At 74.7% G+C, this 26,577-nt stretch carries 25 protein-coding genes; 7 read left to right on the top strand and 18 right to left on the bottom strand.

The genetic code is table 11. The features are described from left to right. From CELGI_RS03760 to CELGI_RS03720, 9 genes are all read right to left on the bottom strand, one after another. Positions 1-2,601 (bottom strand): NADH-quinone oxidoreductase subunit G, encoded by a 2,601-nt coding sequence (locus CELGI_RS03760; protein ID WP_013882784.1) that lies wholly within the window; start codon positions 2,599-2,601, stop codon positions 1-3. Continuing rightward, positions 2,598-3,938: an NADH-quinone oxidoreductase subunit NuoF gene (gene nuoF, locus CELGI_RS03755; RefSeq protein ID WP_013882783.1), complete on the bottom strand. Its 1,341-nt coding sequence runs from the start codon at positions 3,936-3,938 to the stop codon at positions 2,598-2,600. Before nuoF ends, CELGI_RS03760 begins: the two co-directional genes overlap by 4 nt. Next, a complete protein-coding gene (nuoE, locus tag CELGI_RS03750; RefSeq protein ID WP_013882782.1) occupies positions 3,938-4,810 on the bottom strand; it encodes an NADH-quinone oxidoreductase subunit NuoE in 873 nt (290 codons plus the stop codon). The genes nuoF and nuoE overlap by 1 nt, the downstream gene beginning before the upstream one ends. After that, complete coding sequence (locus CELGI_RS03745) at positions 4,810-6,189, bottom strand: NADH-quinone oxidoreductase subunit D (protein WP_013882781.1); 1,380 nt, start codon at positions 6,187-6,189, stop codon at positions 4,810-4,812. The genes nuoE and CELGI_RS03745 overlap by 1 nt, the downstream gene beginning before the upstream one ends. Continuing rightward, entirely contained in the window at positions 6,189-6,989 is an 801-nt protein-coding gene (locus CELGI_RS03740) for an NADH-quinone oxidoreductase subunit C (protein ID WP_013882780.1), read from the bottom strand. The genes CELGI_RS03745 and CELGI_RS03740 overlap by 1 nt, the downstream gene beginning before the upstream one ends. After that, the gene (locus CELGI_RS03735) at positions 6,986-7,537 is read right to left on the bottom strand and encodes a NuoB/complex I 20 kDa subunit family protein (protein ID WP_013882779.1); all 552 of its coding nucleotides are present in this window, start codon (positions 7,535-7,537) and stop codon (positions 6,986-6,988) included. Before CELGI_RS03735 ends, CELGI_RS03740 begins: the two co-directional genes overlap by 4 nt. 63 nt (positions 7,538-7,600) lie before the next feature. After that, entirely contained in the window at positions 7,601-7,963 is a 363-nt protein-coding gene (locus CELGI_RS03730; protein ID WP_013882778.1) for an NADH-quinone oxidoreductase subunit A, read from the bottom strand. A gap of 45 nt (positions 7,964-8,008) precedes the next feature. Next, positions 8,009-9,301 carry a geranylgeranyl reductase family protein gene (locus tag CELGI_RS03725; protein ID WP_013882777.1) on the bottom strand — a complete coding sequence of 431 codons (1,293 nt, stop codon included), beginning with the start codon at positions 9,299-9,301 and terminating at the stop codon, positions 8,009-8,011. A gap of 165 nt (positions 9,302-9,466) precedes the next feature. Continuing rightward, a complete protein-coding gene (locus CELGI_RS03720) occupies positions 9,467-10,162 on the bottom strand; it encodes a demethylmenaquinone methyltransferase (RefSeq protein WP_013882776.1) in 696 nt (231 codons plus the stop codon). Between the two features lie 81 nt (positions 10,163-10,243). On the opposite strand from CELGI_RS03720, the gene CELGI_RS03715 reads away from it, so the two are divergent. After that, positions 10,244-11,587 (top strand): isochorismate synthase, encoded by a 1,344-nt coding sequence (locus CELGI_RS03715; protein ID WP_013882775.1) that lies wholly within the window; start codon positions 10,244-10,246, stop codon positions 11,585-11,587. A gap of 156 nt (positions 11,588-11,743) precedes the next feature. On the opposite strand, the gene CELGI_RS03710 is transcribed toward CELGI_RS03715, so the two are convergent. The 3 genes from CELGI_RS03710 to CELGI_RS03700 form a co-directional block, all read right to left on the bottom strand. Further along, positions 11,744-13,288 (bottom strand): S1C family serine protease, encoded by a 1,545-nt coding sequence (locus CELGI_RS03710; protein ID WP_013882774.1) that lies wholly within the window; start codon positions 13,286-13,288, stop codon positions 11,744-11,746. Positions 13,289-13,380: 92 nt separating this feature from the next. Then, positions 13,381-15,270, bottom strand: coding sequence for a 2-succinyl-5-enolpyruvyl-6-hydroxy-3-cyclohexene-1-carboxylic-acid synthase (gene menD, locus CELGI_RS03705; protein WP_013882773.1), 1,890 nt, complete (start codon positions 15,268-15,270; stop codon positions 13,381-13,383). Continuing rightward, positions 15,267-16,238 (bottom strand): o-succinylbenzoate synthase, encoded by a 972-nt coding sequence (locus CELGI_RS03700; protein WP_013882772.1) that lies wholly within the window; start codon positions 16,236-16,238, stop codon positions 15,267-15,269. Before CELGI_RS03700 ends, menD begins: the two co-directional genes overlap by 4 nt. 50 nt (positions 16,239-16,288) lie before the next feature. Between CELGI_RS03700 and CELGI_RS03695 the strand changes: the two genes are divergently transcribed. Next, a complete protein-coding gene (locus CELGI_RS03695) occupies positions 16,289-17,233 on the top strand; it encodes a 1,4-dihydroxy-2-naphthoyl-CoA synthase (RefSeq protein WP_013882771.1) in 945 nt (314 codons plus the stop codon). A 45-nt stretch (positions 17,234-17,278) separates the two neighbouring features. Here CELGI_RS03695 and CELGI_RS17275 read toward each other — a convergent pair whose 3' ends face one another. Together CELGI_RS17275 and CELGI_RS03690 are read right to left on the bottom strand one after the other, a co-directional pair. Continuing rightward, positions 17,279-17,434: a hypothetical protein gene (locus CELGI_RS17275; RefSeq protein WP_013882770.1), complete on the bottom strand. Its 156-nt coding sequence runs from the start codon at positions 17,432-17,434 to the stop codon at positions 17,279-17,281. 142 nt (positions 17,435-17,576) lie between these two features. Next, on the bottom strand, positions 17,577-18,671 hold the full coding sequence (locus tag CELGI_RS03690) for a DUF3048 domain-containing protein (protein WP_013882769.1): 1,095 nt from the start codon (positions 18,669-18,671) through the stop codon (positions 17,577-17,579). 129 nt (positions 18,672-18,800) lie between these two features. On the opposite strand from CELGI_RS03690, the gene menE reads away from it, so the two are divergent. Both menE and CELGI_RS03680 read left to right on the top strand, forming a co-directional pair. Then, a complete protein-coding gene (menE, locus tag CELGI_RS03685) occupies positions 18,801-20,042 on the top strand; it encodes an o-succinylbenzoate--CoA ligase (protein ID WP_013882768.1) in 1,242 nt (413 codons plus the stop codon). Beyond that, positions 20,039-20,908, top strand: coding sequence for a 1,4-dihydroxy-2-naphthoate polyprenyltransferase (locus CELGI_RS03680; RefSeq protein ID WP_013882767.1), 870 nt, complete (start codon positions 20,039-20,041; stop codon positions 20,906-20,908). The genes menE and CELGI_RS03680 overlap by 4 nt, the downstream gene beginning before the upstream one ends. A gap of 23 nt (positions 20,909-20,931) precedes the next feature. Here the strand turns inward: CELGI_RS03680 and CELGI_RS03675 are convergent, their stop codons facing one another. Further along, positions 20,932-21,213, bottom strand: a complete 282-nt coding sequence (locus tag CELGI_RS03675) for a DUF4229 domain-containing protein (protein ID WP_041574091.1) — start codon at positions 21,211-21,213, stop codon at positions 20,932-20,934. A 52-nt stretch (positions 21,214-21,265) separates the two neighbouring features. Here CELGI_RS03675 and CELGI_RS03670 point away from each other — a divergent pair, with 52 nt between their 5' ends. From CELGI_RS03670 to CELGI_RS03660, 3 genes are all read left to right on the top strand, one after another. Continuing rightward, a complete protein-coding gene (locus CELGI_RS03670) occupies positions 21,266-21,616 on the top strand; it encodes a PLDc N-terminal domain-containing protein (RefSeq protein WP_013882765.1) in 351 nt (116 codons plus the stop codon). Between the two features lie 69 nt (positions 21,617-21,685). Next, positions 21,686-22,633: a 2,3,4,5-tetrahydropyridine-2,6-dicarboxylate N-succinyltransferase gene (dapD, locus tag CELGI_RS03665; RefSeq protein ID WP_013882764.1), complete on the top strand. Its 948-nt coding sequence runs from the start codon at positions 21,686-21,688 to the stop codon at positions 22,631-22,633. 5 nt (positions 22,634-22,638) lie between these two features. After that, a complete protein-coding gene (locus CELGI_RS03660; protein ID WP_013882763.1) occupies positions 22,639-23,541 on the top strand; it encodes a hypothetical protein in 903 nt (300 codons plus the stop codon). Here the strand turns inward: CELGI_RS03660 and CELGI_RS03655 are convergent. The 3 genes from CELGI_RS03655 to dapC form a co-directional block, all read right to left on the bottom strand. Then, on the bottom strand, positions 23,525-23,932 hold the full coding sequence (locus CELGI_RS03655) for a YrdB family protein (RefSeq protein WP_013882762.1): 408 nt from the start codon (positions 23,930-23,932) through the stop codon (positions 23,525-23,527). The genes CELGI_RS03660 and CELGI_RS03655 overlap by 17 nt on opposite strands. A 4-nt stretch (positions 23,933-23,936) precedes the next feature. Further along, on the bottom strand, positions 23,937-25,235 hold the full coding sequence (locus tag CELGI_RS03650; protein ID WP_013882761.1) for a citrate synthase: 1,299 nt from the start codon (positions 25,233-25,235) through the stop codon (positions 23,937-23,939). 188 nt (positions 25,236-25,423) lie between these two features. Next, entirely contained in the window at positions 25,424-26,575 is a 1,152-nt protein-coding gene (gene dapC, locus CELGI_RS03645; RefSeq protein WP_013882760.1) for a succinyldiaminopimelate transaminase, read from the bottom strand. Positions 26,576-26,577 lie beyond the last annotated feature (2 nt).

Genomic DNA, 26,577 nt, shown 5'->3' with positions numbered 1-26,577 from the left:
TCAGGCCTCCCCGTCGGTCGCGCCGTCGGCGGCGCCGGGTGCCAGGCGCACCAGGTCGCCGCTCACGGCGTGCAGCGTGTCCCGCACGGCCGAGCCGGGCGAGCTCGTCGGCAGCCAGACCACGAAGTCCGGCATGTCGGTGACCAGCACGGGCAGCGTGATCGTGCCCGAGTCGGCGCTCACGGCCAGGGGCGCGCCGTCGGCCACGCCGACCGCCGCCGCGGTGCCTGCCGAGACCCGCGCGACCGGGCGCTTGGCCGTGCCGGCCAGGTGCGGCTCGCCGTCCTGCAGCCGGCCCGCGTCCAGCAGGTGGTGCCACGTCGCGAGGACCGCGTGACCCGCGGGGACCGCGGGCGGCTCGGCCGCGTCGGTTTCGGGTGCCTGCGCACGCGCACCGTCCCAGCCGCCGAGCTGGTCGAGCTCGGCGTGCACGTCGGCGAGCGAGCCGAGGCCCAGGTCCACGCCGAGCGCGTCGGCCAGGCCGTGCAGCACGCGGTGGTCCGCGAGCGCGTGCGAGACGAGTGCCTGCGGGAACGGCCGCGGACGGCCCTCCCACGTGACGAACGTGCCCGCCTTCTCGACCGGGGGCGCGACGGGCAGCACCACGTCGGCGCGCTCGGTCACCTCCGACGCACGCACCTCGAGCGAGACCAGGAACCCGACCTTCTCGAGCGCGTCACGGGCGAGCGCGGGGTCCGGCAGGTCGGCCGGGTCGACGCCGCCGACGACGAGCCCGCCCAGGCTCCCGTCGCGTGCGGCGGCGATGATCTGCGCGGTCGAGCGGCCCGGGGCCGCCGGCAGCGACTCGACGCCCCACACCGCGGCGAGGTCCACGCGTGCTCCGGCGTCCGCGACCGGCCGACCACCGGGGAGCAGCGTCGGGAGCGTGCCGGCCTCCACGCCGCCGCGCTCGCCCGCACGCCGCGGCACCCACGCCAGGCGCGCACCCGAGCGCTGCGCGAGGCGCACCGCGGCGCTGAGCGCACCGGCCGAGACCGCTGCGCGCTCGCCGACCAGCACCACCGCACCGGGCGTCGCCAGCAGCTCCGCGGCCTGCACGAGCTCGTCGAGCTCGGCGTCCGCGGTGATGCCGTCGAGCACCTCGGCCTCGGTGCCGGGAGCCGCGGTCAGCAGCGTGCCGGACAGCCGCTCGAGCCCGCGGCTCGCGAGCGCCGCGACGGACAGCACGCGCGTGCGGTGGCGGACCACGGCCTGGCGGAGCCGCAGGAACAGGATCCCCGCCTCCTCCTCGGCCTCGAGGCCGACGAGGAGCACCGCGGGCGCGCGGTCCAGGTCCGCGAACGTCACGTCGAGCGTGCGACCCGCGACGTGGTGCGCCAGGAACTGCGCCTCCTCGTCGGAGTGCGGACGCGCGCGGTGGTCGACGTCGTTGGTGCCCAGCGCGACGCGCGCGAGCTTGGCGTACGCGTACGCGTCCTCGAGCGTCACGCGGCCACCCGGCAGCACGCCCACGCCGCCGGCCTCGATCGCGGCCCGCAGGCCCGCCGCGGCCGCGCCGAACGCCTCGACCCAGCTCGCGGGTCGCAGCTCGCCGCGCGAGCCGTCGGACGGACGCTCGCGCACCAGCGGCGTCGTGATCCGGTCCGCCGCGGACTGCCAGCGGAACGCGAAGCGGTCCTTGTCGGTGATCCACTCCTGGTTGACCGCGGGGTCGTCGCCCGCGAGCCGACGCATGACCACGCCGCGGCGGTGGTCCACGCGGATCGCCGAGCCCTGCGCATCGTGCTCCGAGACGCCCGGCGTCGAGACCAGGTCGAACGGCCGCGCGCGGAACCGGTAGGCGGCCGAGGTCAGCGCGCCCACGGGGCAGATCTGCACGGTGTTGCCGGAGAAGTAGGAGGCGAACGGACGCCCGCTCGTGTCGGTCGCGGACGCGCCCACGGGTGTCTCGCCCGCGAAGCCGAGCACGTCGGTGTCGAACGTGCCGATCTGCTGCTGCGCGCCGCGCTTCTGCAGGTCGATGAACACGTCGCCGGCGATCTCCTCGGAGAACCGCGTGCACCGCTGGCACAGCACGCAGCGCTCACGGTCCAGCAGGATCTGCGTCGAGATCGAGATCGGCTTGGGGAACGTGCGCTTGACGTCGACGAACCGGCTGGTGGGCCGGCCGTTGCTCATCGCCTGGTTCTGCAGCGGGCACTCGCCGCCCTTGTCGCACACCGGGCAGTCGAGCGGGTGGTTGATGAGCAGCAGCTCCATCACGCCGTGCTGCGCCTTGTCCGCCTCGGGCGACGTGTGCTGCGTCTTGACCTGCATGCCGGGGCCCGCCTCGAGCGTGCACGAGGCCTGCGGCTTGGGCATCTTCGCCACGGCGCCGTCGCGGCCCGGTGCCCACACCTCGACCAGGCACTGCCGGCACGCGCCCGCGGGTGCGAGCAGCGGGTGGTCGCAGAACCGCGGGATCTGGATGCCCAGCTGCTCGGCGGCCCGGATCACGAGCGTCCCCTTGGGCACGGTGGTCTCGATGCCGTCGATCGTGAACGTGACGGTCTGCTCGGGTGCCGCGGGAGCGGGCGGCGCCGCCGCGGGGACCAGCGGCGCGCCACCCGTGCGGGCGGCGTCCTGGGACGTGACGGTCATGCGTGCACCCCCGCGAGAGCCGCACCGGTGCGGCGTGGCGTGTAGTCGAACAGCGCGCTGCGCTCGGGCGGGAACAGCACGTCGGCCGGCGTGTGGCAGCCGGCCTCGAACTCCTCCCGGAAGTACTGGATCGCACTCGTCACGGGGCTGGTCGCACCGTCACCCAGCGCGCAGAACGCCCGGCCCAGGATGTTGTCGCACAGGTCCAGCAGCAGGTCGATGTCCGCCGCCGTGCCCTGGCCCCGCTCGAGGCGCTGCATGATCTGCGCGAGCCAGAACGTGCCCTCGCGGCACGGTGTGCACTTCCCGCAGGACTCGTGCTTGTAGAACTCGATCCAGCGCGTCACCGCGCGCACCACCGACGTGGTCTCGTCGAAGATCTGCAGCGCGCGTGTGCCGAGCATCGAGCCCGCGGCGCCCACCGACTCGTAGTCGAGCGGCACGTCGAGGTGCTCCGCGGTGAAGATCGGCGTCGACGAGCCGCCCGGGGTCCAGAACTTGAGCGCGCGTCCGCCGCGCATGCCGCCCGCCATGTCGAGCAGCTCGCGCAGCGTGATGCCGAGCGGGGCCTCGTACTGGCCGGGCCGGGTCACGTGACCGGACAGCGAGAACAGGCCGTGCCCGGTCGAGCGCTCGGTGCCCATCTGCTTGAACCAGTCCGCGCCGCCCACGACGATGCCGGGGACCGACGCGACCGACTCGACGTTGTTGACGACGGTCGGGCGCGCGTAGAGCCCCGCGACGGCCGGGAACGGCGGCTTGAGCCGCGGCTGGCCGCGCAGGCCCTCGAGCGAGTCGAGCAGCGCGGTCTCCTCGCCGCAGATGTAGGCGCCCGCACCCGCGTGCACCGTGAGCTCCAGGTCGTAGCCCGAGCCCAGGATGTCCTTGCCCAGGTAGCCCTTGGCGTAGGCCTCCTCGACCGCGCGCAGCAGTCGGCGGTAGACGTGCACCACCTCGCCCCGCACGTAAATGAACGCGTGGTGGCAGCCGATCGCGAAGGACGTGATGATCACGCCCTCGATGAGGTGCTGCGGGCTCGCCATCATCAGCGGGATGTCCTTGCACGTGCCCGGCTCGGACTCGTCCGCGTTGACCACCAGGTAGCGCGGGCCGCCGTCGGGTGCGGGCAGGAAGCCCCACTTCATGCCGGTGGGGAAGCCCGCGCCGCCGCGGCCGCGCAGGCCCGAGTCCTTGACCATGGTCACCAGGTCGGCGGGCTGCATGTCCAGCGCGCGGCGCAGGCCGCGGTAGCCGCCGTGCGCCTCGTACGTCTCCATGGTCCAGGAGCGCTCGGCGTCCCAGTGGGCGCTCAGCACGGGAGCCAGGGTCGTCGCCATCACTGCTCCTTCGCGTCGGAGGCGGCCTGCTTGCGTTCCTGCTGCTCCGGGGAGACGTCGCGGGCCGTGGTCGCGGGGCGCTCGGCGCTCGACTGCTCGTCACCCGGCCGCGGGACCGCCGCGCCCGCCGCGGCCTGGGCCCCCGTGCCCGTGGCGGGCTCGTCGCCCGGGAAGGCCGGCGCGGACCAGCCCTTCTCGCGTGCCAGCACCGTCCCGCGCACCGTGGCCTCCCCCGCGCCCACGCCCTCGTCGGCGCGGCCGTCCAGGAAGCCCGCGAGCACGCGGGACATCTCCTTGAACGTCACCACCTCGTCGGCGCCTCGCGTCGGGACCACCTTCTCGCCCGCGCGCAGCGCGTCGACGACCGCTGCGGCCGACTGCGGCGTCTGGTTGTCCAGGAACTCCCAGTTGACCATCACCACGGGGGCGTAGTCGCACGCCGCGTTGCACTCGACGCGCTCGAGCGTGACCTTGCCGTCGGGCGTCGTCTCGTCGTGGCCCACACCCGTGTGCTCGCACAGGTGCTCCCAGATGGCGTCGCCGCCCATCACGGCGCACAGCGTGTTGGTGCACACCCCGACCGTGTAGTCGCCGTTGGGGTGGCGCTTGTACTGCGTGTAGAACGTCGCGACCGCGGACACCTCGGCCGTGGTCAGCCCGAGCGTGGCCGCGCAGAACGCGATGCCCCGCGGGCTCACGTAGCCGTCCTCGGCCTGCACCAGGTGCAGCATCGGCAGCAGCGCCGAGCGCTCCTGCGGGTAGCGCGCCACGATCTGCGCGGCGTCGGCCGCGAGCCGCGCACGCGTCTCGTCGTCGTACGCCGTGCGGTGCGCCTGGCCCTCGCCGCGCGGGACGAGCTCTTCGACGGACATCAGCGGTCCACCCCTCCGAGCACCGGGTCGATCGAGGCCACCGCGACGACGACGTCGGCCACCTGGCCGCCCTCGCACACGATCGACGTGGCCTGCAGGTTGTTGAAGCTCGGGTCGCGGAAGTGCGCGCGGTACGGGCGCGTCCCGCCGTCCGAGACGAGGTGCACGCCGAGCTCGCCACGCGGGTGCTCCACGGTCTGCCACACCTGGCCCGCGGGGACGCGGAAGCCCTCGGTGACCAGCTTGAAGTGGTGGATCAGGGCTTCCATCGAGGTGCCCATGATCTCCTTGATGTGCGCGAGCGAGTTGCCCATGCCGTCGGAGCCGATCGCGAGCTGGGCCGGCCAGGCGATCTTCTTGTCCTCGACCATGACCGGGCCCGGGTTCCGCTCGAGGCGGTCCAGCGCCTGCCGGGCGATCTTGATCGACTGGTAGATCTCCTCGAGGCGGACCTCGACGCGACCCCACGAGTCGCCGCTCTGCGCGGTCGGGACGTCGAAGTCGTACGTCTCGTAGCCGCAGTACGGCGCGGTCTTGCGCACGTCGTACGGCAGGCCGGCCGAGCGCAGCATGGGTCCCGTGATGCCGAGCGCCATGCAGCCCGACAGGCCCAGGTAGCCGACGTCCTTGAGCCGCAGGTGCAGGATCGGGTTGGCCAGCATGAGGTCCTCGAGCTGACGCAGGTAGTGCTCGACGTTGGTCAGCGCCTCACGCGTGGCCTCGACCGCACCCGCGGGTACGTCCTGCGCGACGCCGCCGGGGCGGATGTAGGCGTGGTTCATGCGCAGCCCGGAGATCAGCTCGAAGATCCGCAGCAGCTCCTCGCGGGCCGTGAAGCCCACCGTCATGATCGTCGTGGCGCCCAGCTCGTTGCCGCCGGTGGCGATGCACACCAGGTGCGACGTGATGCGGTTGAGCTCCATCATCAGGACGCGGATGACGTTCGCGCGCTCCGGCACGTCGTCCGTGATGCCCAGCAGCTTCTCGACCGCGAGGCAGTACGCGGCCTCCTGGAACAGCGGCGCCACGTAGTCCATGCGCGTGCAGAACGTCACGCCCTGGGTCCAGGTGCGGAACTCCATGTTCTTCTCGATACCCGTGTGCAGGTATCCGATGCCGGCACGTGCCTCGGTCACGGTCTCGCCGTCGATCTCGAGCATGAGGCGCAGCACGCCGTGCGTGGACGGGTGCTGCGGACCCATGTTGACGACGATCCGCTCCTCACCGAGGCGTGCGGCCTCCTCGGCGATCTCGGACCAGTCGCCGCCGGACGCCTCGAACGACGGGATGCCCGTCGTCTCGTCGTCGACGATGTGGCCCGTCGAGTGCGGCGTCTGTGCCCGGGGGGCGGCCTGGGGGGCGGGGCGTGCGGTGCTCATCAGCTGTAGGACCTCCGCTGGTCCGCGGGCGGGACGGTCGCGCCCTTGTACTCGACCGGGATGCCGCCCAACGGGTAGTCCTTGCGTTGCGGGTGACCCGGCCAGTCGTCGGGCATCTGGATGCGCGCGAGGCCGGGGTGGCCGTCGAAGATGATGCCGAAGAAGTCGAACGTCTCGCGCTCGTGCCAGTCGTTGGCGGGGTACACGCCCGTCGTCGACGGGATGTGCGGGTCGGCCTCGCCCACCGCGACCTCGAGCCGCAGGCTGCGCGAGTGCGTCACCGACGTGAGGTGGTAGACCGCGTGCAGCTCGCGGCCGACGTCATGCGGGTAGTGCACGCCCGACACGCCCAGGCTGAGCTCGAAGCGCAGGTCCTGGTCGTCGCGCAGGTGCTGCGCGACCTCGACCACGTGCTCCCGCGCGACGTTCAGCGTGAGCTCGCCACGGTCGACCACCACGGCCTCGACCGCGGCCGAGAACCCGGTGCCCGACGCGTCGAGCAGCTCGGCCAGCACGTCCACGACCTCGTCGAACCAGCCGCCGTAGGGCCGCTCGCTCGGACCGGGCAGGAGGACCGTGGTGACCAGCCCGCCGAACCCGCTCGTGTCCCCCGAGCCGTGCACGCCGAACAGACCCGTGCGCACGTCCACCAGGTCGAGCGGGGTGCGCGGGGCGTCGGCCTGCGTCGCGGGGACGTTCTGCGAGCCCGCCTCCGCGGCGGCCTGGGTGGTGGGCTGCGCTGCGGTGGTGCCCTCGCCGGGCTTGACCGCCTGCGCGGCGTCCTTCTTCTCGTCGGTCATCGCAGCAGCCCCGTCATGTGCGAGGTGGGCGTCGCCGCGAGAGCCGCGGCCTCGGCCGCCGCGGCGGCCTCCTTGCGGTTGACGCCGAGCGGCTCGTTCTGGATCTGGTCGTGCAGCGTGAGGATCGCGTTGATGAGCATCTCGGGCCGCGGCGGACAGCCCGGCAGGTAGATGTCCACGGGCACGATGTGGTCCACGCCCTGCACGATCGCGTAGTTGTTGAACATGCCGCCCGACGACGCGCACACGCCCATCGAGAGCACCCACTTGGGCTCGGACATCTGGTCGTAGACCTGCCGCACCACGGGCGCCATCTTCTGGCTCACGCGACCCGCGACGATCATCAGGTCAGCCTGGCGCGGCGAGGCGCGGAAGACCTCCATGCCGAAGCGCGACAGGTCGTACCGCGGGGCGCCGGCGGACATCATCTCGATCGCGCAGCACGCCAGGCCGAACGTGACCGGCCACAGCGAACCCTTGCGGAAGTAGCCGACGAGGTCCTCGATCGTCGTCAGCAGGAAACCCGAGGGTGCTTCCTCGATCCCCATCTCAGGCCCTCCTCGTCGTCGTACCGCTGGTGCCGTGCGTGCTCGTGCCGGTCGGCCGCGCCGTCAGTCCCACTCGAAGCCCCCGCGCCGCCACTCGTAGACGAACGGCACCGTGATGAGCACCAGGAACGCCATCATCGCGACGAACCCGAACAGCGCGAGCTCGGTGAAGCTCACGGCCCACGGGTAGAGGAACACCACCTCGATGTCGAACACGATGAACGTCATCGCCACCAGGTAGTACTTGATCGGGAACCGTCCGCCGCCGATCGCGTGCGGCGTGGGCTGGATGCCGCACTCGTACGCCTCGAGCTTGGCGCGGTTGTACCGCTTGGGGCCCAGGATCGCGCTCGCACCGACGCCGCCGAGCGCGAGGACCGCGGCGATGCCCATGAGCCACAGCAGCGGCACGTACGGGTTGTTCATCAGGCGTCCTTCCTCGGCACTGAGGTTCGAGTGGTCACGGCGTCGTCACGCCGCCGGGGCCAGGCGGGCCAGGCCCGCGATCGTGCGGTCCACCACGTCGCCGCCGTGCGGCTCGTAGCAGTCGGACAGGAGCTTGAGCACGAACTTCATGAGCAGCGGCCGGGGCAGGCCGTAGCGCGTGCACAGGCGCATGACCTCGGGGTGCTCGATGAGCTTCACGAACACCCGGCCGAGCGTGTAGTACCCGCCCAGGTCGTCCTTCATGCGGCCCTGGTACGTCGCGAGCGCACGCTCGCGGCCCGCGGCCGTGCCGCGCGCGAGGCCCTGCGCGATCGCGTCCGCGGCGACGCGCCCCGCCTGCAGGCCGTAGGCGATGCCCTCGCCGTTGAACGGGCTCACCATGCCCGCGGCGTCACCCGCGAGCAGCAGCCCGTTGCCGTACAGCGGACCGCGGTTGAAGCCCATCGGCAGCGCGGCGCCCCGCACCGGGCCCACCTGGTTGTTCGGCGTGAACTCCCACTCGGCGGGCGCGTTGGCCATCCACGCGGCGAACAGCGCCTTGTAGTCGACCTTGGTGGCCGCCGCGGTCGAGCTCACGGAGCCCAGCCCGACGTTCGCGGTGCCGTCGCCCAGCGCGAAGATCCAGCCGTAGCCCGGCATGAGGTCCGAGCGCCCCGGCTCCCCCGCCCACAGCTCGAGGTGGGACTCCATCCAGGCGTCGTCGTGCCGCGGCGTGCGGAAGTAGGTGCGCACCGCGACGCCCATGGGGCGGTCGTCGCGCTTGACGCGGCCCAAGCCGGTCGCGAGGCGCGCGCTCACGCCGTCCGCGGCGACCACGACGCGCGCCCGGTACTCGACCTCGTCGCCCGCGCGGCGTCCGTCGACGTCGACCGGCCGCGCGGTCACGCCGACGACGCGTCCTGTGCGCTCGTCGCGCAGCGGCCCCGTGACGTTCGTGAGCTCGTGCAGCTTGGCGCCCGCCGCGCGCGCGTGCTCGGCCAGCAGCTGGTCCAGGCTCATGCGCGACCGCGCGAGGCCGTAGGACGGGTAGGAGGAGATCTCGGGCCACGGCAGCTCGAGGCGGTGACCGCCCCCGATCACGCGCAGACCCTTGTTCCTGATCCAGCCGTCCTGCTCGCGGATGGGCACGGCCATGCGCACCAGCTCGGCCACGGCGCGGGGCGTCAGGCCGTCGCCGCACACCTTGTCACGCGGGAACGAGGCCTTCTCCAGCAGCAGGACGTCGAGCCCTGCGCGCGCGCAGTGGTAGGCGGTCGCTGCCCCGGCGGGACCCGCGCCCACGACGATGACGTCGGCGTCATCGGTTGCTACCACCACGGAGTCGCTCCACTTGTGACGATGTTCACGTGCAAGCTCCCGGCGAGTGTAACCAGGCGTCCGGGGGGTGTCTGCGAAGGCTTACCTCACCTGCCGCGAGCACCCGGCGAACGGCGCGTGAACTGCGGGTTCGGGCCGCGGGACGCGCTCGCGCCGGGCCCCGGATCAGGCCGGACGGGTCGCCCGGTGCAGGGCCACGATGCCGCCGGACAGGTTGCGGAACGCGACCTGCGACCAGCCCGCCTGCTTGATGAGCCGGCCCAGGCCCTGCTGGTCGGGCCAGTCCCGGATGGACTCGGCGAGGTACACGTAGGCGTCGGGCTCCTTGGCCACCACGCGCGCCACGCGCGGCAGCGCCTGCGTGAGGTAGCCCGTGTAGACGCCCCGGAACGGCGCGAGCGTCGGCGTCGAGAACTCGCACACCACCAGGCGGCCGCCGGGCCGGGTGACGCGCAGCAGCTCCGCGAGCGCCGCGGGCACGTCGGGCACGTTGCGCAGCCCGAAGGACATCGTCACGGCGTCGAACGACTCGTCGGCGAACGGCAGGTGCAGCGCGTCGCCCGCGACGAACGGCAGGTCCGGACGGCGCGCCTTGCCGACCCCGACCATGCCCTCCGAGAGGTCGCACGGCACCACGCGCACGCCCGCGTCAGCGAGGGGTTCCGACGACGTGCCCGTGCCCGCGGCGAGGTCCAGCACGGTCTGACCCGGCTGCGCGTCCACCGCCGCGATCGTGGCGCGCCGCCAGCGCCGGTCCTGCCCGAGCGACAGGACGTCGTTCGTGAGGTCGTAGCGGTGCGCGACGGAGTCGAACATCGCCGCGACCTCCTCGGGCTGCTTGTCCAAGCTCGCGCGCGCCATGCACCCATCGTGCCAGCCGTCACGCCCGACCGGCGCACCCGGCGGCCCGCACGCGCCCGACGCGGGCCTACCCTGGAGGAGATGAGCACCCTGGCCACGCCCGCGGACCACCTCCCCCACCCGCTGGTCGTCCGCACCGTCGCCCTGGACCTGCCGGGCGACCGCGCCAACGCACCCGGGGCCGGTGCCGCCCCCGCGGACCTGCTGGACCTCCTGCCCGCCGCCGACGTGCCCCCGCTCGCGTGGGTGCGCCGTGGCGACGGCCTGGTGGCGTGGGGCGAGCTGCTGCGCATCGAGGTCTCGGGTGCGGACCGCTTCGCCGACGCCGAGGCGGCGTGGCGGGACGTCCTGGCCCGCGCGGTGGTGCGCGACGAGGTGCAGGTGCCCGGCTCGGGGCCGGTCGCGTTCGGGTCCTTCGCGTTCGACGACGAGTCCGCCGCCGGCGGCGTGGTGATCGTGCCGCGCGTGGTCGTGGGCCGCCGCGGAGGCCGCGCGTGGCTCACGACGATCAGCGCGGGCGCCGCGCTCGGCCCCGCACCCACGCTCGCCGACGTGCTCGGCCCGCGCGTGGCGCCGACGTCGCCCGGCGAGGTCCGCTACGAGGACGGTGCGGTCGGCGCCGACGCGTGGCGGCAGGTCGTGGCGACCGCGATCGCGGCCGTGCGCGACGGCAGCGTCGAGAAGGTCGTGCTCGCACGCGACGTCGTCGCGCGCACGCAGCACCCGCTCGACGTCCGGTGGGCGCTGCACCGCCTGGCCGACGGGTACCCCTCGTGCTGGACGTTCAGCGTCGACGGGCTGCTGGGTGCGACCCCCGAGCTGCTGGTCCGCTCCGAGAAGGGCCTGGTGACCTCGCGCGTGCTCGCGGGCACCATCCGGCGCACGGGCGACGACGACGCGGACGTGGCGCGCGCCGCGATCCTGGCGCACTCCTCCAAGGACCTCGAGGAGCACGAGTACGCGGTGCAGTCGGTGGCGCAGGCGCTCGAGCCGTTCTGCTCGTCGACCAACGTGCCCGACGTGCCGTTCGTGCTGCACCTGCCCAACGTGCTCCACCTGGCGTCCGACGTCACGGGCGTGCTGGGCGGCGAGGCGCACGGCCACCCGTCCTCGCTCGCGCTCGCGGCCGCGCTGCACCCGACGGCCGCCGTCTGCGGCACGCCGACCGCGGCCGCGCGTGCGCTCATCCGCCGCATCGAGGGCATGGACCGCGCGCGCTACGCCGGGCCCGTCGGCTGGTTCGGCGCCGACGGCGACGGCGAGTGGGGCATCGCGCTGCGGTCGGCCCAGACGTCCCCGCAGGACCCGCACCGGGTCCGGCTGTTCGCGGGCTGCGGGATCGTGGCCGCGTCCGACCCCGCGGCCGAGCTCGCCGAGTCCGAGGCCAAGCTCGTCCCGATGCGCACCGCGCTCGCAGGCGACTGACCACCCGACGCACGCGCACGTCGAGGACCCCGGAGCGCTCGGGGGTGTGCACCGAGCGCTCCGGGGTCCTCCCCCGCGGGATCCGTCCAGGGGGTGACGGACCACCGGGGTGACCCGGCCGACGACAGGGGGTTCGCCGGCCGGGCGTCTACGGGCTCAGCCCTGGTCGCCCAGGCTGCCCTGGTGCTCCTGGAGCCACTGCCACAGCTCCTCGGGCGTCATCTGGCTCAGGCCGTCCGGCAGCCGGTCGTCGTCCGGCGCCTGGCCCTCCTGGTCGGGAGCGGTGCCCTGGTCGTCCTGGCCGTCACCCTGGCCGTCCTGGTCCGGCGCCTGCCCGGTGCCGGTGTCCTCACGCGTCGCGAGCGTGACCTCGACGTCGCGCGACGCGCCGTCGCGCACCACCGTCAGCGTCACCCGGTCACCGCTCGCGTAGGACCGGACGTACGCGGTCAGCGACTCCGCGCCGCCCACGGCGTGCCCGTCGATGCCGACGACCACGTCGTCGGTCGCGAGCCCCGCCTCGGCTGCGGGCGAGCCCTCGTTGACCTGCTTGACGACCGCACCCGCGCGCGTCACGCCGTCCACCGTCGCGGTGCCGTCGTCGAGACCCACGCCGAGGAACGCATGCTCCGCGGTGCCGTTCTCGATGAGCTGGCTCGCGATGTTCTTCACCAGGTCCACGGGGATCGCGAAGCCCAGGCCGATCGACCCCGACTGGCTCGAGAGCGTCGCGATCGAGGAGTTGATGCCGATGACGTGGCCCGCCGCGTCGAACAGCGGTCCGCCCGAGTTGCCGGGGTTGACCGACGCGTCCACCTGGATCGCGTTGGTGACCGACGTCGACCCGTCCGACTCGCCCTGCGTGGTCACGGGCCGGTCGACCGCCGAGACGATGCCCGTGGTCACGGTGTTCTGCAGGCCGAGCGGGTTGCCCACCGCCATGACGGACTCCCCCACCTCGACGTCGGCCGAGACGCCGAGCGCGGCGGGCGACAGGTCGGAGGGCGGGTCGACGAGGCGGATGACCGCGAGGTCCGTGGTCGGGTCGGTGCCGACCACGTCGGCGGAGAAGATCCGGCCGTCGGTGAGCGTGACCGCCACCGTGTCGTCCTGCGCACCCGCGACCACGTGGTTGTTGGTGACGATGTGCCCCTGGTCGTCGATCAGCACGCCCGAGCCCAGCGCCTCACCCGAGGCGGTCTTCGTGTCGATCGCGACCACGGACTGCTGCACGGCCGCGGCGACGGCCTGCCAGTCCGGGTCGTCGCTCGTGGAGCCGGCCACGGGCACCACGTCGGTGGTGGACCGGCCGAGGTCGCCGAACGAGCTCGAGCTCGCCGCGGGTGCCGGGTCGTCGTCGTACGTCAGCCCGAACGTCGCCGCCGCGGCGACGAGCGCGGCGGCGGCCGCTGCCGACGTCACGGGGATCCAGATCCGGCGCTTGCGCTCGGCCCGACGCTCGTCGAGCAGGGGGTCAGCTGGGTGCGGACCTGCGTGCGTACCGTCGTGCGGAGGCGTGGGGCCGCCCTGCCACGCGGTGTGCGCGGCGTGCGGCGGCGGGAACGAGGCAGCGGGTGCGGGCGCCAGCGGGAGCCGCTGCGTCGCGTTCGGCGGCGTCGGGGCCTGCGGCGGGGCGGGCGGTGCGGGCAGCGGCTGCGTGGGCTGCGCCTGCGGGTGGTTCTCGCCTGCGGGAGTGCTCATGTCGGGTGTCCCTCCTCGGTTCACCACCCATGAGACGACGCGCCGCTGGACGGACCCTTCGTCGGACCTGTGAGTTCCCTGGGAATCGCGCGTCAGGCGCCGCGCGCGGCGCGCGCGACCGCGGCAGCGAGCCGCGCGGCCTGGTCACGGCGGCCCGAGCGGTCCACGCGGACCTCGACCACGGACACGCCCCGCCCCGGTGCCGCGAGCGCGGGGAGCAGTCCGTCGACGTCGACGACGCGCGTGTGCCGCACGCCGTAGCCCGCGCACAGCGCGGCGAGGTCGGCGCCGTGCGGCGTGCCGAAGACGCGTTCGAACACGTCCGCGTGCGCGGGCTCGCCGTGCTCGAGCGTCATGAAGATGGACCCGCCGTCGTCGTTCGCGACGACCACCTGCAGGTCGACCGCGGGCTCGGCGGGTCCGCGCAGGAGCCCACCGACGTCGTGCAGGAACGTCAGGTCGCCGACGAACGCACGCACGCGCCGCCGCGGCAGCCCGAGCGCGATGCCCGTCGCGGTCGCGATCGTGCCGTCGATGCCCGCGAGCCCCCGGTTCGCGACGACCAGCGGCGGGCTGGACCAGCGCGCGACCAGGTCCAGGTCCCGCACCGGGTTGGACGAGCCCACGACGAGCACGTCCTGCGGGTCGCTGACCGCGGCGACGGCACGCGCCAGCACCGGCCCCGTGACGCGTGCGCCGGTGCGCGACCGTCGCCCCCGCTCGGCCTCGGGGCCGTGGTCGAGCACGTCGTCGATCGCCCGGGCCGCGCGTGCGTCCGCCTCGAGCCACGCCTCGAGCCAGCCGACGGGTCCCGGCATGCGGCCCTGGCGCATGCGCGCGGGCACCTCGACCAGGATCTCGTCGGCGTTGCGCGCCGCGTCCGGCCAGTCGGCGCCGCGCGGCGCGACGACGAGCACCTCGACGTCGTCCCGGGCCAGGAGCCGCTGCACGGGCCGGGACAGCGTCGGCCGGCCGAGCACCACGGCCCGGCGGACGCGTCCACCCAGCGCGTCGTCGGCGAGCAGCAGCCGGTACGCACCGATCGCGCACGGTCCGCCGCGCGCCCCCGAGGACGGCTCGGCGAGCAGCGGCCAGCCGTTGGCCTCCGCGACACGCGCCGCGAGAGGCCCGGCGCCGTCACCCGCGACGACGACCGTGGCGATCCCGCGCGACCTGCCGCCGCGGCGCGGGGCCGGCCGCACGTCCGCCTCGACCCGCTCGGCCCGCATGGCCAGCGCCGGGAGCGCACCCGTGGCGGCCGGGGCCGGGCCCGTCGCACGCGCCGCGTGCACGTGCGCGAGGCCCACCGTCGACGGCGCGGGCCACGGATCGTCGCCCGGCACCAGCGGGTCGCGGTAGGCGAGGTTGAGGTGCACGGGCCCGGGGTCGCCCGTGCGGGCGCCGGTCGCCGCGGTGACGGCCCGCACCGCGAGCCGTCGCACGTCGCGCGGCTCGTCGGGCAGGCCGACCGGAGCGGGCACGTCGACCGTCAGCCGCGTCGCCGAGCCGAACAGCCCGACCTGGTCCGTGGTCTGGTTGGCGCCCGTGCCGCGCAGCTCGTGGGGACGGTCCGCGGTCAGGAGCAGCAACGGGATGCCCGCGTGGTGCGCCTCGAGCGCCGCCGGGTGCAGGTTGGCCGCCGCGGTGCCCGACGTGGTCACCACCGCCACGGGACGCGGGCCCGCGTCCGACGCGAACGCCGAGGCCCGCGACAGGCCGAGCGCCAGGAACGCGGCCGCACGCTCGTCGACGCGCACGTGCAGGCGCAGCGCGGGGGCACCCGGCGGACGTGCGTCGTCGGGCTGCGCGGCCTCCGCGAGCGCGTAGGCCAGCGGCGCGCTGCGGGACCCGGGCGCCAGCACCACGTCCTCGACGCCGAGCGCGGCCAGCGCCTGCACCAGCACGCGCGCCGCGGCCACCGCGGGCGGGCCGGGGGCGACCTCGGCTGCGGGCTCGTCGGGCGGCGTCACGCCCGCCATCATGCCTGGTCGCGCGCGTCGGCGAGCGCGCGCACCGCGGCCACGCGGCGGCGCCAGCGACGGCTCGTGGTGTCGTCCGCGGCGGCCGCGGCCACGAGCGCCGGGTCCGGCTCGGTGCGGCGCACGGGCAGCGCGCCGTCGACCGGCAGCAGCGGCGCCGTGACCAGGTCGGCACCCAGCAGCTGGGCGGTCGCCAGACCGCACGCGTACGGCAGCTCGGGCAGCGCGGCCGCGAGCGCGACGCCCGCGGCGAGCCCCACCGAGGACTCGAGCGCCGAGGACACGACCACCGGCAGCCCGATCCGCTCGGCGAGCTCGAGGCACGCGCGCACACCGCCGAGCGGCTGGACCTTGAGCACCACGACGTCCGCGGCGTGCGCACGCGCGACCGCGAGCGGGTCGGCCGCACGCCGGATCGACTCGTCCGCGGCCAGCGGGACGTGCGTGCGACGCCGCAGCGCGGCGAGGTCCGCGACACCGGGGACCGGCTGCTCGGCGTACTCCAGGCCGCCCGCGGCACGGTCGAGCACCGCGAGCCGGCGCACCGCCTCCTCGACGTCCCATGCCGCGTTCGCGTCGACCCGGATCGCGCCGCCCGGGCCCAGCGCGTCGCGCACCGCCTCGAGGCGCGCGACCTCGTCGGCCAGGCTCTGCCCGCGCTCGGCGACCTTGACCTTGGCCGTGCGGCAGCCGCCGGAGCCCGTCACGATGCCGTGCGCGGTGGCCGCGTCCACCGCGGGCACCGTGACGTTGACCGGCACGCGGTCCCGCACGGGCGCCGGCCAGCCCTGGTCCGCGGCCTCACGCGTCGCGCGCCACCAGCCCGCGGACTCGGCGTCGTCGTAGTCCCAGAACGGGGAGAACTCGGCCCAGCCCGCGTCGCCCCGGACCAGCACGCCGTCGCGCACGTCCAGCCCACGGAACCGGGTGCGCAACGGCACGGACCACACGACCACGTCCCCGGCGAGCACGCGCCCAGGCTACGGCGCCGGGCCGCGGGACCGCTGACTAGGGTGGCGCCGTGAGCGAGCTGCCGACCCAGGTGTCCACGACGTTCGACCCGAGCCGCTGGCGGACGGTCCGCGGGCTCGAGGACCTGACGGACCTCACGTACCACCGCGGCGTGGACCGCACGGGCGCCGACGAGCGGGACCTGCCGGTGGTGCGCGTCGCGTTCGACCGGCCCGAGGTGCGCAACGCGTTCCGGCCGCACACCGTCGACGAGCTGTACCGCGTGCTCGACCACGCACGGATGTCCTCCGACGTCGGCACCGTCCTGCTCACCGGCAACGGCCCGAGCCCCAAGGACGGCGGCTGGGCGTTCTGCTCGGGCGGCGACCAGCGCATCCGGGGCCGCGACGGCTACCGCTACGCGCAGGGGCAGACGGCCGAGGCGATCGACCCGGCGCGCGCGGGGCGCCTGCACGTCCTGGAGGTGCAGCGCCTCATCCGGACCATGCCCAAGGTGGTCGTCGCGCTCGTCAACGGCTGGGCGGCGGGCGGCGGGCACTCGCTGCACGTGGTCGCGGACCTGACGATCGCGAGCCGCGAGCACGCGCGGTTCATGCAGACCGACGCGAACGTCGGCTCGTTCGACGGCGGCTACGGCTCGGCGCTGCTCGCCCGGCAGGTGGGTCAGAAGCGTGCGCGGGAGATCTTCTTCCTGGCCCGCGAGTACTCCGCGGACCAGGCGCTGGCGTGGGGTGCGGTCAACGACGTGGTGCCGCACGACGAGCTCGAGGACGCGGGCCTGGAGTACGCCCGGATCGTCGCGACCAAGTCGCCGCAGGCGATCCGCATGCTCAAGTTCGCGTTCAACCTGGCCGACGACGGCCTGGCGGGTCAGCAGGTCTTCGCGGGCGAGGCGACGCGTCTGGCCTACATGACGGACGAGGCCGTCGAGGGGCGCGACGCGTTCCTGGAGCGCCGCGAGCCGGACTGGTCGGGCTTCCCGTACGCGTACTGACGCGCGGCCCGGCGGGCGCCGGTCGCCGCGTCAGCGGTCCGCCTGTCAGCCCTGGGTGACCCAGGACGCGAGGTCGACGAGCTGCGCGAGCGCGAACGCCGCACCGATCGCGAAGCCGATGAGGATGACGCCCGCGGCGACGACCGCGCCGATGCCGGCGGTGTCGTGCTCGACGGGCTCGTGGAGCGAGGTGGTGGTCATGGCTCCAGCCTCACGCGCACCCCGTGCGGGCCGCGTCGGACGTGGGTGCCGTCCTGGCCGGCCGCGGGTCAGCCGCGGGGCGGGCCCGGCCGTGCGGGACCTCCACCCCAGGGCGGAGACGGGCCTTAGCCGGGGTGCACGTTCAGCTCACGGTGAGCGACCCGCTGCCCTTCGGGACCAGCTCGACCCACGTGTTGCCGGGCGCCAGGAGCGCGGGCTCACCGCCGGGCAGGAACAGCCGCAGCGGCTTGTCCTGCGCGGCCTTCTTCCACGTCACCTCGATGGTCCGGCCGCCCGTGGCGATCGTGCCGGTGCCCGAGCCCACCAGGTCGTACGTCGGGACGCGCGCGCCGCCCTGCGCCGGGTACCTGGTGTCGGGGTGGTTCGCGACGATCGAGACGACGTTGGTCGCCGCGAGCCGCTCGCCGCTGCGGGCGACGGCCGGGCTCGACCCCTCCGAGCGCAACCAGGTGCGCGAGCTCGACTGCCAGGTCCACGTCGGGCTCGCCGCCGCCGAGAGCCGGAACGCGAGCGTCTTCGCGGGCTTGCCGCCGGCGACCGCGGCCGCCTCGTCCGCGGTGCGCGCGAACAGGAACTGGGCGCCGGGCGCCGCGGAGTGCGAGCTGTTGGCGAGGCCCCAGAACGTCTTCGGGTCGCCGTACACGTTGTGCGGGGCCGGACGGTCGGCCGAGCGGTACATGCCCGCGACGCCCGCGTCGTTGCTCAGCAGCTGCAGGCCCGACGCCTGCGCGAGCTCGAGGATCCCCCGCTGTCCGCCCGAGAACGCGAGCAGCCCGTTGGTCGGCGCGAGGATCAGCGGGTCCATGGGGCGCACCGAGCGGATCGGGCCGATCTCGGCGGGCGTGTGCGAGTGGTAGACCGCCACGAACCGCGAGACCTGGAACTCGACGATCGTCTCCCACACCACGTCGGCGTCCTCGAGACCCGTCTGCGGGCGGGCCGCGGACGTGTTCTCGATCTTGACCGCGAGCGCGGGCCGTTCCTTGACGGTGCCCTTGGCCGCGACACCGGTCAGCGGCCACACGGGCGCGACCGACGGCGTGGGGACGGGCTGCTTGTCCGGGTCGATCGTCGGCCCCTGCACCACGGGCGACGGGGTCTCCTGGGGCTCGGGGTCGCCGCTGCAGCCCACGAGCGTGAGCGCGAGCACACCGACGAGACCGACGACTCGCAGCGCGGGCGCGGACGGAGCGCGGCGGATGGACCTGGGCGTCATGGCGTCTCCCCTGGAAGATCGGTGCGGCCCCAGCGTGCCACGGCCCACGGACGCCCCCCGCATCCGACCCGCGCGTGGCCGCAGGCCCGCACCCGACGGGCACCCGACCGGCACCCGTAGGCTGAGCCGGTGAGTCGGAGCCTGCGTGACGTCCTGCCGCTGGCGGGTCCGCTCCTCGAGCTCCTGCCGGGTGCGCTGGACGGCTCCGGACCCGCGCTGCGTGTCCTGGGCACCGCGTCACGCGCGGCCGCTGACGAGGCGCCCGACGAGGTGGTCGACGCGCTCCCCGGTGACGCCGCGCTCGTCGTCGGCACGTCGGGTTCGACCGGGCGTCCGCGTGCGGCCGTGCTCACCGCGCCCGCGCTCGCCGCGTCGGCCCGCGCGACCGAACGCAGGCTCGCCGGTCCGGGCCGGTGGCTGCTGGCGCTGCCGCTCGACCACGTCGCGGGTCTGCAGGTGCTGGTCCGCTCGCTGCTCGCGGGCACGCAGCCCGTGGCTGTGCCCCCGGGTCCGTTCACCGCACCCGCGTTCACGGCGGGTGCGGCGGCGCTCGGCGCGGCGGGGCCGCGCTACACGTCGCTGGTGCCCACGCAGCTCGCGCGCGTGCTCGACGACGCGGCGGCGACCGCGGCCGCGCGCTCGTTCGACGCGATCCTCCTGGGCGGCGCCGCGGCACCCGCTCCCCTGCTTTCCCGCGCGCGTGCGGCGGGTCTGCACGTGGTGACGACGTACGGCATGACGGAGACATGCGGCGGCTGCGTGTACGACGGCGTCCCCCTGGACGGCGTGGACGTGCGCATCGCGCCGGACGGTCGCGTGCTGCTCGCGGGACCCGTGCTGTGCGCGGGCTACCTGGGCGAGGACGGCTCGGTCGAGGACCCGTTCGTCGACGTCGACGGCGTGCGGCACCTGCGCACGGGCGATCTGGGGCGCGTGACCGACGGCGTGCTCACGGTGCTGGGCCGGGCCGACGACGTCCTGGTGACGGGCGGCGTCAACGTCGCGCCTGCCGCGGTCGAGGCCGCGCTGGTGACGCTGCCGGGCATCGGGCAGGCGTGCGTGGTCGGGGTGCCCGACGAGGAGTGGGGCCAGGCGGTCGCCGCGGTCGTCGTCCCCGCGCATGCGCCCCCGCCCGACCTGGCGCAGGTCCGTGCGCACGTCACCGCGCTGCTGGGCGCACCGCACGCGCCGCGCCACCTCCTCGTCGTCGACGCGCTGCCGCTGCGCGGCCCGGGCAAGCCCGACCGCGCCGCGGCCCGGGCCCTCGTCCTGGCCCGCCACCCCGTGCCCGTCCCACCCACCACCGCAGCGCACACCCCACCCACCACCGCAGCGCACACCCCACCCACCAGCCCCGGGAGCCGTCCGTGACCACACCGCAGGAATGGCTCGCCGGGGCCCGGCCACGCACCTTGCCCGCCGCCGCGGCACCCGTGCTCGTGGGGACCGGCGCCGCCGCCCAGCTCGGCGAGGCCCGGATCGGCCGCGCACTGCTCGCGCTCGGCGTGGCCCTCGCGCTGCAGGTGGGCGTCAACTACGCCAATGACTACTCGGACGGCGTGCGCGGCACCGACGTCGACCGCGTGGGGCCGATGCGCCTGACCGCATCGGGCGCCGCACGGCCCAGCGAGGTGCGCAACGCCGCGTTCGCCGCGTTCGGCCTGTCCGCGGTGCTCGGGCTGTGGCTCGCGCTCGCCGCGGGCGCGTGGTGGTTGATCGGCGTCGGCGCGCTGGCCATCGCGGCAGGCTGGTTCTACACCGGTGGGAAGCGGCCCTACGGGTACCTCGGCCTCGGCGAGGTGGGCGTGTTCGTGTTCTTCGGCCTGGTCGCGGTGCTCGGCACCACGTACACGCAGGCCGGCCGGGTCTCCTGGCAGGCATGGCTGGGCGCGGTCGGCGTCGGGCTGCTCGCGTGCGCGCTGCTCATGGCCAACAACCTGCGTGACGTGCCGACCGACGTCCTGGTCGGCAAGCGCACGCTCGCGGTCCGGCTGGGCGAGACGCGCGCACGCCGGGTCTACGCCGCGCTCGTGATCGTGCCGGTCCTGCTCGGCGCGGTGTGCGCGGCGGGCTCCCCGTGGGCGCTGCTCGTCCTGGTCCTGCTCGCGCCCGCGCTCGTGCTGGCCGTCGTGGTGCAGCTCGGCGCGCGCGGTCGCGCGCTCGTCCCCGTGCTCGCCGGGACCGGCATGCTCGAGCTCGCGTACGGCGTGCTGCTGGGCCTCGGCCTGGCGCTCTGAGCACCGCGGCCCGAAGCTCGCGCTCAGTCCGCGGGACGGGTGCGGCGCTGCGCGTCGTCGATCGCGTCCTCGTAGGACGCGTCCTCGTCGGCGCGCGTGGTGCGGGGCGCGCGCGCCGACGACCGCTCCTGCACGAACCGCGCGGCGGCCGCGCGCTGCCGGCCCAGCAGCACGTAGGACAGCGCCCAGGCCAGGAACAGCCCGGCGAGCGGCGCGAGCCACGACCGCATGCCCACCGCCCACAGTCCCGCGGTGACGGCCGCGAACAGCGCGAGACGGAGCAGGGTGTAGGTCACGACGGGCACGCCACCAGCGTAGGCGCCCCGCGTACCGTCGGGCGTCGGTAGCCTGGTCGCCATGCGGTACGTCGGCTTCCTCCTGCTCATCGGCCTCGTCGTGTTCTGCGTCATCGAGATCGTCAACAGCGAGGACGACGAGCGGCTCGGCGTCCACCCGGCGCTGTGGGTGCTGGCCGTGCTGCTGGTGCCGGTGCTCGGGTCGATCATCTGGCTCGCGGTCAGCCGGTCGCGTCGCAGCGCCGCGCGCACGCGTCGGCCCGGGTGGGGCGACCCGGCGGGGCCCTCGGGCGCGCCGGCCGCGCCGGACGACGACGAGGAGTTCCTCTGGCGGCTCGAGCAGGAGCGCAAGCGCCGCGCGCGCTCGCAGGACGCGGACGAGCCACCGCACGACGCGCCCGGCCCGGCCTGACGCCGCCCGCCGCGCGCCCACGACGGGCTACCGACCGGTAGCCCGGATCGCGGCCGTAGGCTGGTCCGCATGACCTCTCGCACCGCCTGGGGGTTCGGTCTGGCGACCGCGACCCTCGACGGCACCACGCTCGACACCTGGTACCCGTCCCCCGCCCTGGGCGAGCCCGACGAGTCCGCGCAGCCGCCCACGGACCTGCACGAGCACGTCGACGACGCGCGCCGGGTGCGCGTGCACGTGGTGCGCACGGTCATCGACCTCGACGCCCCGCCCGCCGACACCGCGGACGCGTACCTGCGGCTGCACCTGCTGTCGCACCGGCTCGTCGCGCCGCACGGGCTGGCGCTCGAGGGCATCTTCGCGGTGCTGCCCAACGTCGTGTGGACGAACCTCGGCCCGTGCGCGGTCGACGGGTTCGAGGACACGCGCGCCCGGCTGCGCGCCGCCCACCAGGTGGCGCCCACGGTGTACGGCGTCGACAAGTTCCCGCGCATGGTCGACTACGTGCTGCCCTCCGGCGTCCGCATCGCCGACGCCGACCGCGTGCGCCTCGGGGCGCACCTGGCACCCGGCACCACCGTCATGCACGAGGGCTTCGTGAACTTCAACGCGGGCACGCTCGGCACGTCCATGGTCGAGGGCCGGATCTCGGCGGGCGTCGTGGTCGGCGACGGCTCGGACATCGGCGGTGGCGCCTCGATCATGGGCACGCTGTCCGGGGGCGGCCGCGAGGTCGTCTCGATCGGTCGGCGGACGCTGCTCGGCGCGAACGCGGGCCTGGGCATCGCACTCGGCGACGACTGCGTGGTCGAGGCCGGTCTGTACGTGACCGCGGGCACCAAGGTGACGCTCGTGGGCCTGGGAGGCCCGGCCGACGAGCCGCGCGTGGTCAAGGCGCGTGAGCTGTCCGGCGCCGACGGCGTGCTGTTCCGGCGCAACTCCCTGACGGGCGGCGTCGAGGCCGTGGCACGTGCCGGCACAGGCATCGAGCTCAACGCGGCGCTGCACGCCAACTGACCCGCGTGGCCGAACCCCCGGGCCGCCGCCCGCGCCGTCGTCGTCGCACCACGCGGACGCTCCTGGTCCTGACGCTCCTGGCTGCGCTGCTCGCGGCAGGCGTCGGGGCCGTGGTCGCCGCGCTCGACCGCATGACGCCCGCACCCGTCGTCGCCGCGTCGTGCGCCGCGACGGTCGACGGCACGTCGTGGCACCTGTCCCCCGACCAGGCGCAGAACGCGGCGCTGTTCGCGGGCATGGCCGCGCGGCGCGGGCTGCCCGCCCGGGCGGTGACCATCGCCATCGCGACCGCGCTGCAGGAGTCGCGCATGGAGAACATCGACTACGGCGACCGCGACTCGATCGGGCTGTTCCAGCAGCGTCCCTCGCAGGGCTGGGGGACCGTCGAGCAGATCATGAACCCCACGTACGCGACCCGGAAGTTCTTCGAGGGCCTCGAGAAGGTCGACGGGTACGAGGACATGGAGATCACGGTCGCGGCCCAGGCCGTGCAGCGCTCGGGCTTCCCGGACGCCTACGCGCAGCACGAAGGGCGTGCCCGCGCGTGGGCGTCCGCGCTCACCGGGCACTCCCCGGGCGCGCTGACGTGCACGCTCGACGACGCCGCCGGCCCCGCGGACCCTGCGGCGGCCCGCGACCGCGCGCAGCGCGACTGGGGCGACACGGTCCGCGCACGCGTCCGCGAGGCGTCCGACGACGCACCCGCGCGCCTGGACCTCACGGCCGTGGCCGCGGACGCCGCGCTCGGCGCGCAGTCGCTCGCGGCGTGGGCCGTCGCGACCGCCGACGTCCTCGGCGCGCAGCGGGTCAGCGTCGGGGACCGCACGTGGGACCGGGAGTCCGGCGAGTGGTCGGCGGTCGAGCGGCCGCTCGGCACCGGTCAGGTGCGGGTCACGCTCGCGGGTTGACGGGCTCGTCGTCTCCCCCGCGCGAGACGCCGAATGCGACCGCCGCGAGGAACGCGAGCACCGCGGCCCACCACCCCAGCCCGACGACCGCCGCGAGCAGCCCCACGACGACGAACGGCGCGAGCTGCGTGAGGTAGCGCCCCGGCCACGGCAGACGCGAGCGCGACCGCGGCGCGTTCCACCGCGCCCACACGAGCACGACGGCCACCACGAGCACCACGGCGATCACCGCCGCGAGGGCACCCCTGCTCGGGACGTCGGCCGCCTGGCCCAGCCGCCAGCCGGTCACGGCGGACAGGACGAGGAGCGCGAGCTCGCACGCGAACGCGAGCACGGCGAACGGGCCGGGCGCGCGCATCCGCACCGCGTCCGGCCCGCGACCGTCGGTCATGGCCTCAGCGCTGCTCGCGGGGCAGGTAGTCGCGCTCGACGGCGCCCGTGTACACCTGGCGCGGGCGGCCGATCTTCGTCGCCGGGTCCTTCATCATCTCGCGCCACTGCGCGATCCAGCCGGGCATGCGGCCCAGCGCGAACAGCGGCGTGAACATCGACTGGTCGAAGCCCATGGCCTTGTAGATCAGGCCCGTGTAGAAGTCGACGTTCGGGTACAGCTTGCGGGAGATGAAGTAGTCGTCCTCGAGCGCGATCTCCTCGAGCTTCATCGCGATCTCGAGCAGCTCGTCCGTCGCGCCGAGCGCGGTCAGCACCGCGTGCGCGCTCTCCTTGACGATCGCCGCGCGCGGGTCGTAGTTCTTGTAGACGCGGTGCCCGAAGCCCATGAGACGGACACCCGCCTCCTTGTTCTTCACGCGCGTCATGAAGTCGGTCGCGTCGCCGCCGTTGGCCTGGATCTCCGCGAGCATCGAGAGCACGGCCTCGTTGGCACCGCCGTGCAGCGGGCCGGACAGCGCGTTGATGCCCGCGGCGACGCTCGCGTACAGGTTCGCGTGCGACGAGCCGACGATGCGCACGGTCGACGTCGAGCAGTTCTGCTCGTGGTCCGCGTGCAGGATCAGCAGCTTGTCGAGCGCCTCGACGATGACCGGGTCGGGCTCGTACTGCTGGTACGGCACGGCGAACGTCATGCGCAGGAAGTCCTCGACGTACCCGCGGCTGTAGTCCGGGTACAGCAGCGGCTCGCCCTTGGCGGTGCGGTGCACGTAGGACGTGATGGTGCGCGTCTTGGCGAGGATGAGCACGGTCGCGAGCTCGACCGTCTCCTCGTCGAACGGGTCGAGCGACTCGGGGTAGAACGTGGACAGCGCGTTGATGGCCGACGACATGACCGCCATCGGGTGGGCGCCGCGCGGGAACGTCCCCATGAACGTGCGGAAGTCCTCGTGCACCAGCGTGTGGCGGTTGACCCGCTCCTCGAACGCGTCGAGCTCCGCGGGCGTGGGCAGCTCGCCCTTGATCAGCAGGTACGCGACCTCGAGGAACGACGATCGCGCCGCGAGCTGGTCGATCGGGTAGCCGCGGTAGCGCAGGATGCCCGCGTCACCGTCGATGTACGTGATCTTCGACTCGCACGACGCGGTGTTCATGAAGCCCGGGTCGACGGTGACCAGGCCCGTGTCCCGCAGGAGGGTGGAGACCACCACGCCGTCGTTGCCCTCGGTGGCGGTGACGACCGGCAGATCCTTCGCCTGGCCGTCGACGACCAGCTGGACCGGAGCGGTGATGGTCTCAGACATGGGGTTCCTTCCTGCGACGGACCGCCACGCAGCTGCGCGGCGCCGTTGCCGACCTCGGCCCAGGGGCCCGTGTGCGGCCACCCTCGGCCTCCGCCGACGGTACCCGCGGCTAGCGTGCCCTGACGAATCCTGGAGACGACCGGTCGAACGGTGTGATTCGGGTCACAGGCCGCGGCGGACGCGGGGTGCTACGCGCCGGTCAGCCGGGCCGCGGCCTCGGCGATCGCCTCGTCGGGCGCGGTCAGCGCCACGCGCACGTGCCCCGCGGCCTGCGGACCGTAGAACGCCCCGGGCGCGACGAGGATGCCCAGCCCGGCCAGGTCCGCGACGGTCTGCCAGCAGTCCTGCGGCGCACCCTCGGGACGCACCCACAGGTAGAGCCCGGCGTGCGAGGAGTCGACCGCATAGCCGGCGCCCTCGAGCGCGGCACGCAGGAGCGTGCGCCGGCGGCGGTACCGCTCGCGCTGCTCGGCGACGTGCGCGTCGTCGTCCAGCGCCACGGTCATCGCGGCCTGCACCGGTCCGGGCACGATCATGCCCGCGTGCTTGCGCACCTCCAGCAGCCGCGCGACCACAGCCGGGTCGCCCGCGACGAACGCCGCGCGGTACCCCGCCAGGTTGGACTGCTTGGACAGCGAGTACGCCGCGAGCAGGCCCGTGGTGTCGCCGCCGCTCACGCGCGGGTCGAGCAGGCTCGGGACCCCCTGCTCGGACCACGGCGCATCCCACGCGAGCTCGGCGTAGCACTCGTCCGACACCACCAGCACGGGCCGACCGTCACGTGCGGCCGCGGCACGCGCCGCGTCGACCACCGCGCGCAGCTCGGCCACGCCGAGCACCGAGCCGTCCGGGTTGCCCGGCGAGTTGAGCCAGACCAGCCGCACGTCCCCCGGGCCGTGCTCCAGACGCCCGGCGGGGTCCGCGCACGGCTCGGGTGCGGCACCGGCCAGCCGCGCGCCCACGTCGTACGTCGGGTACGCCACCGCGGGGTGCAGCACCACGTCGCCGGCGCCCAGTCCCAGCAGCGCGGGCAGCAGCGCGACCAGCTCCTTCGAACCGACCGTCGGCAGCACCGCGGCCGGGTCCAGGCCCGGCACGCCGCGGCGCCGCGCGAACCAGCGCACGACCGCCTCGCGCAGCTCGGCCGTCCCGTGCGTCGTCGGGTAGCCCGGCGAGTTCGCCGCTGCCACGAGCGCGTCCCGCACGACCGCCGGTGTCGGGTCCACGGGTGTGCCGACCGACAGGTCGACGATCCCGCCCGGGTGCTCACGCGCGCGCCGTGCGTACGGCGTGAGCGTGTCCCAGGGGAAGTCCGGCAGCGCGCCGGTCAGCAGGCCCATGT

Source organism: Cellulomonas gilvus ATCC 13127 (assembly GCF_000218545.1).
In the GTDB taxonomy this organism is placed as follows: Bacteria; Actinomycetota; Actinomycetes; order Actinomycetales; family Cellulomonadaceae; genus Cellulomonas; species Cellulomonas gilvus.
Note: the sequence above shows the minus strand (reverse complement) of the source record. Positions and strands in the feature narration are given on the sequence as shown.